Annotated in this window: 13 protein-coding genes and 1 pseudogene; 10 read left to right on the top strand and 4 right to left on the bottom strand. The window is 35.3% G+C overall.

Annotated features, from left to right (window positions below):
• A pseudogene (locus ACFWE9_RS23655) lies at positions 1-115 on the top strand (group II intron maturase-specific domain-containing protein); the annotation flags it as partial.
• A 163-nt stretch (positions 116-278) separates the two neighbouring features.
• Here the strand turns inward: ACFWE9_RS23655 and ACFWE9_RS23650 are convergent.
• Positions 279-437 (bottom strand): hypothetical protein, encoded by a 159-nt coding sequence (locus tag ACFWE9_RS23650; protein WP_230162923.1) that lies wholly within the window; start codon positions 435-437, stop codon positions 279-281.
• 56 nt (positions 438-493) lie between these two features.
• Entirely contained in the window at positions 494-685 is a 192-nt protein-coding gene (locus ACFWE9_RS23645) for a hypothetical protein (RefSeq protein ID WP_230162925.1), read from the bottom strand.
• Between the two features lie 309 nt (positions 686-994).
• Here ACFWE9_RS23645 and ACFWE9_RS23640 point away from each other — a divergent pair, with 309 nt between their 5' ends.
• The 3 genes from ACFWE9_RS23640 to ACFWE9_RS23630 all read left to right on the top strand — a co-directional run bounded on the left by ACFWE9_RS23640 (position 995) and on the right by ACFWE9_RS23630 (position 3,490).
• Complete coding sequence (locus ACFWE9_RS23640; RefSeq protein ID WP_377359087.1) at positions 995-1,753, top strand: carbon-nitrogen hydrolase family protein; 759 nt, start codon at positions 995-997, stop codon at positions 1,751-1,753.
• A gap of 526 nt (positions 1,754-2,279) precedes the next feature.
• Positions 2,280-2,669, top strand: coding sequence for a cupredoxin domain-containing protein (locus ACFWE9_RS23635; RefSeq protein WP_230162929.1), 390 nt, complete (start codon positions 2,280-2,282; stop codon positions 2,667-2,669).
• Between the two features lie 266 nt (positions 2,670-2,935).
• Complete coding sequence (locus ACFWE9_RS23630) at positions 2,936-3,490, top strand: hypothetical protein (protein ID WP_230162931.1); 555 nt, start codon at positions 2,936-2,938, stop codon at positions 3,488-3,490.
• An 87-nt stretch (positions 3,491-3,577) separates the two neighbouring features.
• Here ACFWE9_RS23630 and ACFWE9_RS23625 read toward each other — a convergent pair whose 3' ends face one another.
• Complete coding sequence (locus tag ACFWE9_RS23625; protein ID WP_377359084.1) at positions 3,578-4,990, bottom strand: PQQ-dependent sugar dehydrogenase; 1,413 nt, start codon at positions 4,988-4,990, stop codon at positions 3,578-3,580.
• Between the two features lie 461 nt (positions 4,991-5,451).
• Between ACFWE9_RS23625 and ACFWE9_RS23620 the strand changes: the two genes are divergently transcribed.
• From ACFWE9_RS23620 to fosM, 4 genes are all read left to right on the top strand, one after another.
• Positions 5,452-6,021 carry an MOSC domain-containing protein gene (locus tag ACFWE9_RS23620; protein ID WP_230162935.1) on the top strand — a complete coding sequence of 190 codons (570 nt, stop codon included), beginning with the start codon at positions 5,452-5,454 and terminating at the stop codon, positions 6,019-6,021.
• Positions 6,022-6,182: 161 nt separating this feature from the next.
• Positions 6,183-6,584 carry a DUF6157 family protein gene (locus ACFWE9_RS23615; protein WP_230162937.1) on the top strand — a complete coding sequence of 134 codons (402 nt, stop codon included), beginning with the start codon at positions 6,183-6,185 and terminating at the stop codon, positions 6,582-6,584.
• Between the two features lie 609 nt (positions 6,585-7,193).
• On the top strand, positions 7,194-7,736 hold the full coding sequence (locus ACFWE9_RS23610; RefSeq protein WP_230162939.1) for a PepSY-associated TM helix domain-containing protein: 543 nt from the start codon (positions 7,194-7,196) through the stop codon (positions 7,734-7,736).
• A gap of 46 nt (positions 7,737-7,782) precedes the next feature.
• A complete protein-coding gene (fosM, locus tag ACFWE9_RS23605) occupies positions 7,783-8,205 on the top strand; it encodes a FosM family fosfomycin resistance protein (protein WP_230162941.1) in 423 nt (140 codons plus the stop codon).
• Between the two features lie 459 nt (positions 8,206-8,664).
• Here fosM and ACFWE9_RS23600 read toward each other — a convergent pair whose 3' ends face one another.
• The gene (locus ACFWE9_RS23600; protein WP_230162943.1) at positions 8,665-8,844 is read right to left on the bottom strand and encodes a small acid-soluble spore protein H; all 180 of its coding nucleotides are present in this window, start codon (positions 8,842-8,844) and stop codon (positions 8,665-8,667) included.
• 138 nt (positions 8,845-8,982) lie between these two features.
• Here ACFWE9_RS23600 and ACFWE9_RS23595 point away from each other — a divergent pair, with 138 nt between their 5' ends.
• Positions 8,983-9,156, top strand: a complete 174-nt coding sequence (locus ACFWE9_RS23595; RefSeq protein ID WP_230162945.1) for a hypothetical protein — start codon at positions 8,983-8,985, stop codon at positions 9,154-9,156.
• 40 nt (positions 9,157-9,196) lie between these two features.
• Positions 9,197-9,850: a Type 1 glutamine amidotransferase-like domain-containing protein gene (locus ACFWE9_RS23590; protein WP_377359089.1), complete on the top strand. Its 654-nt coding sequence runs from the start codon at positions 9,197-9,199 to the stop codon at positions 9,848-9,850.
• The last annotated feature ends 322 nt before the right edge of the window (positions 9,851-10,172 follow it).

Genomic DNA, 10,172 nt, shown 5'->3' with positions numbered 1-10,172 from the left:
TTTAGATTCATGGATTCGAAGAAGACTCAGGATGTGTCTATGGAAACAATGGAAGTTGCCAAGAACCAGAGTGAGAAAACTCAAAGGACTAGGCGCCTCCTCCTACTCGATTTATGCAGCAAACATTTGTTTATTTCTTTCGCTGGATATTCAGGGTCAATTTCTTTAGGTGGTCTTTCCAACCGTGCTTACTCATTAAGTTTATAGCATCTCCATCAAGTCGAAATGAGAGTGTGTAATTTTGAAGCATAAAATAAAAAACCACTCAGAGTGGTTTTTTAATCGCGCATTGCTCCTGCCTCTCGGGAAGTCATTGCACCTTGTCCTTCACTTACATCTTTTAGAATTTCTTGTTTTACTTTTTGTGCATCGGTTCCGGCAAATTCTGGTTTCGTAATAGAACCCAAATTCTCTTTAGCTTGTTGATCCTGTTGCATACACGTCCTCCTCAATTTATTTATTAACAATCTTATTATTTACAAAAAAGCACTCATTATATCCCGAGGATTTGAGCGAATTTACCTTTGAAAAAAGGAGGGCTTTCGTTGAACAATCGGTTTGCGCGGCAGTCACTTCCCTTTGCAATAAAAAACATTGGCCAATTTCCTGCATCTGGAGAACCTTTAGGTGGGATACTTTCCCCTGGGTAAGGATATTCCGTCCTTCTTCTGTAACTTGTTCTCATAAAGACCACCCCTAATAAATGTTCTCCTTGTTCCTTATGATTAAGAGTAATGAAATATGACCTTTTAACTTTTTGCTCCCTTATCAGAGGAGAATCAGGGGGAGAGCTGACATAGTTGTTTTTTTTTTCCTGATGTGAAGTTAAACACTTTTAAATTAAGATGTGTTTTACTTCAATTCCTAGGTTGCTGCCGCATCCTTTTTCTTAATTCAACTAACGAGGCATATCAGTTGAACAAGCCAATCAATGTCTATGCTACAATTCTTACAAGCATAGCCATTAAAATAAGTTAATGTTTGGGAGATCATTATGGGAAAAATAAAAATAGCTTTATTACATCTATTGCCTATTGCTGGTGATGTGGAGTATAACCAAAATCTAATTGAACAAGCCATTCATATAGCATCAAAGAATAATGCCGAATGGATTATAACACCAGAACTATGTGTCAGCGGACTTCAATTCAATCATAAGGTAGGGACTGGATGGATTAACAGGCAACCTGATACTTGGATGAGTAATTTGAGCCGTCAACTAAAGAATTTGAAAAGCACTGTATTTTTGGGTTGCCCTGAAAAAGGCAGTAACGGAGAGTTGTATAATTCTGTGTTTATCATAGATAAAAAAGGTCATATATTAGGTAAACAGAGAAAAATCAGTGTTATTGATGATTGGTCAGCTTCAGGGGATGTAATAGAGCCAATCAAAACAGACAATGTTGAGGTTGGTATTATGATTTGTGCGGACGCATATACCAAAGATATAGCTTACAACTTATTTGAAAAAGGAGCAGAAATATTAATTGCACCGTCTTCCTGGGGTCCTGGATTACATGGTCCAGAGGGAGAATGGGAACAAAGGTCATTGGAAACAGGACTGCCCGTAATTGTCTGTAATCGTACTGGCGAAGACAAAACTGTCCGTTTTTGGGGTGCAGAAAGCATGATCATAAAAAATGGTGTACGCCTCCTAACACATCAATCAAAACAATCAGCCATACTTACATTTGAATGGGATTTACAAAGGATGGAATTAATATCCTCTCATTTCGACATCGTTTACATATGATGGGGGACCATTTACTGCATACACTACACACTTGTTGAACTAAAGGGTGCGCTCGTATTATAAGGTCGACCAGTAAAATTACTGATTGACCTTTTTTTAATAGAATCTATTATATATGATAAGAAAAAATCAGAAGGAAAACCTGCCAAAGTGTCAATCGTTGCCTGTATGAATAAGTTGCTTCATTGGATTTTTGCTTGATTTAAAAGAAAAGAAACGTTCCTAGATTTAGCTAAATTAACAGTTTTGTGAAACAGAGAAAAATCATTCATGTATTTATTAACATAACAGTCATGTTATTCAGCAAACGGGTTAGAAAATGGAACTATACTTGGATATTTATTTTAAGTAACGGGCAGTTTAGTTGCATAAGAATAGATTCCAGAAGACCGTCATTAGAGTCGATCTTTTCTTTTCACTGTTTTAGATAAAAAAGTTACTATTTGAAAGCACGTTTCAATCAAATATATAGTAATAATATTTAACGAATTGGAAAAAAATAGTGTTTAGGAAAGGAGGGATTCGAATGTCTGTGAAAAAGTGGGTAACAGGATTGGTCGTTGTGCTTGCAATGGTTGTAGTTGTGACAACTCTAGGCTCACTCGGCGTATTTGCCGAATCCAGTGCTGTAACTCAGCCTATGGAGACGGAGAAATCGATAGAGGTCGAGTTGAACGATGATTACTTTAATCCGAAAGACATCACTATTCCGAATGAAACAACCACAACGTTGATATTGAAAAACAAAGGTAAGAAAAAGCACACCTTCACACTGGAAAAGCTCGGTATTGACGCCGAGGTACAGCCAGGTCAAGAAAAAAACATTACCGTGAAACCGAAACAGCCCGGTACATATGAACTGATATGTCGGTTCCATTTCCAGGAGGGAATGGTTGGAAAAGTAATAGTCGAATAAAAAGCAGGGCCATAAGGCCTTGTTTTTTTTAATAGGCAAAGGAAATTACTTATGTTTTCCCAGACATCATCACAACAGCTAACTTCCTTATGTGAACTAATGTTCTATTTTTGTATTATCGGTTAAGTTTTAAAGAGATTTTTTATTAAGCTTATTTTTCATTACTCAGGATATTGATGTTTGGATTATTAATAATTGTTCCACCTCTAATAAATGGTAAATATAATGTATGGTAACGTATAAACTATTTAAAATGAGGTGGAAAGGTGTATTTTTTAAAACCTATTTCTGATGAGGTTCGTTCATCTCAAATAATATTCAATAAACATAAAAAAACGATGAAGCTCATTTTAGGGTCTATTTTTGCCTGTATGGCTGCTATTCTACAGGCTGCTGCTGGATTTTTACCGGGTATAGGATATTTTTTAAGTCCGCTAGCCACTGCACCTATTCTGTTATGTTCCATGTTTTCCATTCCATTTGGAGTAATGTCCTACTTTCTGACAATAATGTTGTTATTCATCCTACAGCCAACTGAACTAATTGTATTTCCTTTTACAACAGGATTGTTAGGACTTGGCATAGGGGCATCCTTTTACTTGTTTAGGAAGAGATTAAGTATTATTGCTACTGGTGCCATTCTTTTAATGTTAGGAATTATGAGTCTAATATTTATTTTTCACTTTCCAGTTTTAGGTCCAGCGGTCTCTGTTTCCTTTTCATTTCTTACAACTGGCTTTTTATTTGCTTTCAGTTATAGCTGGTTATGGGTTGAAATTGCTTTAATCATTTTTAAAAGATTAAAAATGATTATCATTTAGTGATTCTCCATCACTTGGTTTAAATTTCGATTCATTAAATCCATGTAAGAGATTTATCAAGATTTAGTAGAATTTTATAGTTATGATTCATGGAACTATTTCAAAAACTTTGCCTTGGTTAAAATCATTCACTTTCATAGAGCCATAAACCGCTAAATATAATTTGGTTTGATTCAGATTCGTTCCCAAACTAACATAATAGGCTGATTGAGAACCAAAATCATAATCGGTTTGTATCACACTAAAATCATTTTGTTCACTATTTGGTCTTACCATGGTATAGGCTAAAGCCCCTCTAACCTGAGGTTGAGATTCTTTCCGGGCAAGATCAGTAAACACAACGCTTCCTGTTAAACCAGGGATTCTTTTCCCCATATAAGCTTGCACTCCTGTAAGTGCAGTTCCTTCAAACTTATCGGGTCTGGTATCTTTATGAAAATAGCTTGTTAAAGGCTGAAGACGACTCTCTGAAAGTGCTACTGCTTCATTGTAATAAGCGATCGTTTTCTCATCCAAAGTCGAATTTTCAGTGCAGCCTCTTATAATCGAAGAAGGAAAAGCACCTTCCCAACCTCGCCACCCAAAGTTTATAAATCTTTCTTTGTCAGGTTCAGAATTCATGAAAGAAGCCTGAATAAGCTGAGTAACCGGTATTGGATTATAATGAACGAATGAAAAAATCGACTCGACCAAATCCTGACCGACATTTCCCGCATATTTAATATACTGATTAGAAAACCTTTGAAATGAAATGCCTGGTATATTGCGAACCCCTTTGGCCATTACCATGAGCGTTTCCTGAATAGTTATGGGAAGTTCATTAAAACGTGTGACAATGGGTGGATTATTGATGGATATATTCTTACCTACGTCAATTTCAATTATTTTACCAGCGATTTCTAGATCGTCCTGGCTTAAGTTAAATGGATCATAGCCGGATCCACCATCTCCGGTTGTTAAAACAAGTTTTCCGGTTTCAGGTGAAAAATTTAAACTATTGACCCCATTATGATTTGAAAATGGTCTTCTTAAGTTAAGTAATGTCCGACGTTTTTGGGGTTGACCATTCGATTGTAATATCCATTCTTCAATTGTATCAATATGATCATATTGAGTTTCTCTATTTATCCACCTTAGGTTTAAAGTTCTAGGATCACATGGGTTAGGATTAATAGATTCAGAAAGAGCACCTGGTCCTTGTGTTCCAGCTAATGAATAATGAAGATAAAACAGACCGTTATAATAAAATTCGGGATGAAAGGCTAGCCCTAGCAATCCCCGTTCATCATATCCTCCACCAGAAACACCTAGTTTTAGGATTCGCGGTCGAATATCTAAAAAAGTCCTTATAACTCCGTTTCCTATGTAAAAGATCTCTCCTACCTGGGTTGCAATAAATAATCTTTCAATTGAGTCACCTGGAAGTATGGTTGTTTTCAAAACAGTAGGTAAATTTATCTTACTTACAATGGGCCGTAAACCAACCTTCACTTTAATCAAATGACTTTGCACTCCTTCTTATTGTTTTCTTTTATAAGAATATGATTAGAGCTGTCTATTAGTACCAAATTAGGTCGGGGTATCTGATAAGGCATTGCGACACTTTCCGCACGGGCGTAATTAAACTATAGGTGTGCGTTAGTTGAACTAAAATAAAATTTTTAGAATGAGGATAAATTCAAGTTATTCCATTAGAGGACGCTATTCTGGAACAAAGATAAGTTCTTAATTTTCATTTTAGGGCCATATTCTTTAATAAGGGATATCATCAGGAAAATGCGTATTTATAATGATAAGCATTCTGATACAAGTCAAATGAGAAATTATGAAATCTATTTTGTAGGTGATTGGATTGTGTCTCAAAAGGCTCTACACTATTGAGATTGTGAAAGAATGTAGTTAAACTAAAGAGGTAGGTAATTTGGATAAATATGTTAATTATTAGTATTAGGGGGAGTTGAATGAAAAAGAATGAGGAAAAAATTGACTCGGCCAGTGGAGTAGTAATAGCTGTAAGTAAAAGTGATAAACACACATTTAGTAAGGAAAATTGCAGTCGTATAAAACTGTTGAAAGGTTTGGGCGTTGAAGGAGATGCCCATTTAGGTAAAACCGTTAAGCATCGTTCACGTGTAGCGGCTAACCCCAATCAACCTAACCTTCGACAAGTTCACTTGATCCACTCAGAATTATTAGATGAATTGAAAGATAGGTTTAATGTTACAGCTGGACAAATGGGTGAAAATATTACTACAAAAGGTATTGATCTGCTTGAATTGCCGAGGGATTCGTTACTATATATTGGGGAAACAGCAGTTATTAAAGTAACGGGCTTACGAAATCCATGTGTCCAAATTGATCAATTTAAATCAGGACTTATGAACGCAGTTTTAGACCGGGATAAGCATGGGAACTTGATACGTAAAGCAGGAATCATGAGCATAGTATTGGAAAGTGGTGAGGTTCACCCTGGAGACCTGGTTAGAATTCAATTACCACCTTTACCTCATAGCCCTCTTGAAAGGGTATAATGTTTTCAATAAAACTGTTTTTATTTTCAATAAACTAATCAAACTATCTGGTTGCTCAGGCAGCCTTTTTCTTTTGCAACTATGGGGGCAGGATGGTGGAAGAAAACGATGGTAGAATATGGTGTGATATTAATCGCACGGCTGAATAAGGAGGTTGTGAAATGAGTTTTAAAAACACACTTATTACCATTTCAGAGGATTCAAAAGTTACTGCAGCAAAGGTACCTGTCTTCAAAAACGATAAACCCACAATTTCTTATATTGAGCATGATTTAATTAATAATAACCCATATAAATTTACACAAGAAGACGTACAATTTAAAACATACTTAATCAAGAATCAAATAGAAGAGGAAAATGTAGTTGAACTTCGAGAACAGTTTTTTAAAAAATCCAAGGCTTGCTTCAGAGCTTCTCCTTTGGTGAAAAATTATGGTTGGGGAATTCATTATAATAATCAAGGGAAAATTGCTATATATGATGTTAAGAGTGAAATGTATAACCAATTGCTTAATCAAGTTGACATTACAAAACTAAATGGTATGCGTTCCAAAAGAAAATAAATACAAAATTTCTTTTTTAAACTAACGGGGCAAGAATGAAAAAAAGTAAACGAAATGCTGAAAAGTACATATGGGGAGATAATGGTGATAGGTGGCATTTAGGTGAACGTATGCCTGCTGACAACTGAAAAAAACATTATCATCAATACCCACGCCAATTTTTCTTTGTTTTTCAAAAGCAACCATTGAGTTAGATGGTAAGGAGATTACTTTAAATCCGCAAGAGGGGGTGGAAATTCTTCCTTTGGTGCCACACGCAATGTTTAACAAATGAAATAATCCAGTTGAGTTTTTGGCAACAAAAGGGGCAGGAAAGTTGAGATGAATGTTACTACTTAGTTAGTTCTAAAAGGAGAGAGGTGGGATTCCAGCGTATTAAACACAGGGTAATTTCAATGAGGTGCTAGTACAGCTCTTTTTTCTTATGGCACTAAAGGACAGGCTCATTGAATAATGATAAGATATAATTTGGATTAATATACAAAATCTTAATAAATATTGAAAAGACGCATGTTTATGTAAGAAATAGGGTTGATTTTCTTATTTATGAACGTGGAAAAAGGCGAAAAATTGGTGTTTTGAAAAGTAGTCAAGTGGAGTGATGGAATAATGTCGAAATCAGTAAAGTTGTATCAATTAAGCCGAAAGGTACATAAATGGACTGGATTAATTTTATCCGTTTTTTTTATGTTCATCGCAGTCACAGGCCTCGTGCTTGTTTATATGATACCACTCGGAGTGGCTGATGAGTTAAGAACGGGGAAAGAGGCGAGTCCAGATCAAGCGATACCCATGGAGAAGGTCGTGTCAATTGCTACGTCTCAGGGGCTTCCAGGTGTAGACTCGGTTGAAGATATATTTAGAATCGAATATAGACCAGGTGCAAATGTTTACCAGGTACGCTTTAATAACAGTCAAGGTGTTCAAGTAGATGCGAGTACGGGTAAAGTGTTATCCACAAATCCAGATTACTCAACTTTCCTCATCACTTTGCATGATGGATCATTCTTTGGCAATTGGTATAGATACACTATCCTCACAATGACCGGTTTATCCTTAATACTGCTGTCATTTTCAGGGTACTACATGTTTGGCTATCCTGTTTATAAGCGTCTATTGGCCAAAAAAAAGGCAAAAGATTTGGAGATTTAGCATTTTTAATATAATTATTTAAGTAGTCTTATTACGGGGTGGTAAAGTGTCTATAAAAGGTTTGAATCACTTTTTATTTTCAGTTTCTAATTTAGAGAATTCCATTGAGTTTTATCAAAACGTTCTTGATGCAAAATTGTTGGTCAAGGGTAGAAATACAGCCTATTTTGATTTGAATGGAATGTGGATCGCTCTGAATGTAGAAAAAGATATTCCACGTAATGAAATAAGCCAATCATACACACACATAGCTTTTTCAATAGAAGAAGCTGACTTTGTAAAAATGTACGAGAAACTAATGGAATTGAATGTAAACATCTTGTCAGGTCGTCCAAGAGATGAAAAAGATAAGAACTCTATTTATTTTACTGACCCAGATGGTCATAAGTTTGAGTTTCATACAGGTACTTTACAAGATAGAATAAATTACTACAAACAAGAAAAAGCTCATATGGAGTTTTTCGATTAATAAGTAAGGTACTGTATATAGAGTCTATTATGTATATATCGAATTTTCAGTATGATTATTAGGCGATGTTGCTCTGTCTTTGGAAGGCAGGTGCCGAAATAAATATATAGAAGAAAAAGTCAGTTTACCGATTGTACACATTGCTGATTCAACAGCAAATCAAATACAAAAGTCCAATATAAGTACGGTTGGTATACTTGGAGAAATTGGATTACTAGTAAAACCAGAGGTTTCAGAAGTGCGAAAAATAATTGGATTAGACACACTCTACCTAATTCACTCTCTTTCTTCATAAACTGACGGGTGCTTAGTTTATGAGGGAAAGGGCTTTAAGGCAGCCGCAATTAACGGGGCAGATTACTTCAACAAGGTGATAGGTTGTAAAAGAAGATGGTAAATGAACTTAAACTAACATGAAACCACCACCCGAAGGCGGAGGTTTAGAAGAAATATGATAAATTACTGTTCTTTTAAGCTGGTTACAGAAACACTTTGTTTTTTATTAGGTTCATCAAGCGGATGGATTGTAGCTGTTCCATTTTGTTCATCCACGTGCTCAATGTAGATACTTTCCTCATTATAGGTTACATTAGCCATAATTGGCGAAGAAGCAATTTCTTCTGCTCGTTGTGCGTTCATTTTAGCCACCTCCTTTGGATTTTCAACAGTTATAATATTTGTTCCAAATTACTTAGATATACTTGTTGTAATTAAAATTCTTCCAAGAATCCCTTACACCCTAAAATGAACAAACGGGGAAGGTAAAGGTTGATTACAATGAATAAGAAGAACATCTTACTAAATATCGTAGGGTCACTGCTATGTTTTACTATGTTCTTTGTAGGAATGATGTATGCAGAACAAGCTCCTTTATTAATTTTAGTAGGAATTATAGGTTTAAGTGGCTTTTCTTACTTAGTTTCTCGAATTGTACTGGAAGTTGCCAAATAGAAGAAATATTCTTATTCAGGTAACAGGCTGAAGATCAGAACTGTCTTTAAGGCCGCTCTCTTTTTATGGCACTATCGGGGGAGGAAACCCTTTAGCTGGAGAACTTGATAATGTGATGAGTTATTTATCAAATCACGTTGAAGTAGGAAATAAAATCTTAGTAATTCCGTTTGCGACAGAGGATTCAAAACTTGATGGATGGTTTAGCTCTGTAAAAAAATCATTTGAGGATATAGGGATAGAGCATATTAAACTTCTCGACTATCGACTCACAAATCAAGAAATGCAAAATGAAATAAAAGACCATAATATTCTGTATTTTACTGGCGGAAGACCAGAGAAGTTAATGGAAAGTTTGATTGCAAAAGAATTGATACAAGCAATTAAAGGTTTTTCAGGATTAATGGTGGGTGTTAGTGCTGGGGCGTTAGTTTTTTGTAGAGACTGTATCATCACAAAAGATGAATATTATCCCGAAACACAAGTTATAAAAGGTTTAGAGTTAGTAGATTTTAGTGTCGAAGTTCACTATGATGGAACCCTTGATGAAGAATTATTCCCTTTATCAAACAATAGGGATATATACGCTATTCCAAATGGTAGTGCAATATTTTGGGATAACGAAGTAATTACACCTATTCACAATGTGTCGCTTTTTAGAAAAAGCAATAAACAAATTTTTGGTGAAGATTAGAAAGTTAAAATATATGAACTCCTTATTAAAATAACGGGTGCATTAGCTGAAGATCGGAGCTGTCTTTAAGGCAGCTTTTTTATATGAAAATACATTAGTAAAAAAGCCATGCTAAAATAAACCCTCCATATTCTCATTTTTTTTTGATGGGGGTAATGAACTATTGCGTTATTTTAACTGGTTATGAAGTTTGTTGTTCAGATGGAGCAATTGTATAGCCTTTCTTATTTAGGTATTCGATCATTTTTAATTCTTTGTTATTTTGTTTTTCTTCAAGGTAATTTGAGCCTAGTTCATGATAAGGTTCTCCTGTTTTTAAGAT

It is taken from the genome of Peribacillus sp. NPDC060253, assembly GCF_042727425.1.
Taxonomy (GTDB): Bacteria; Bacillota; Bacilli; order Bacillales; family DSM-1321; genus Peribacillus.
This window is presented reverse-complemented; position numbering and strand designations above follow the sequence as displayed.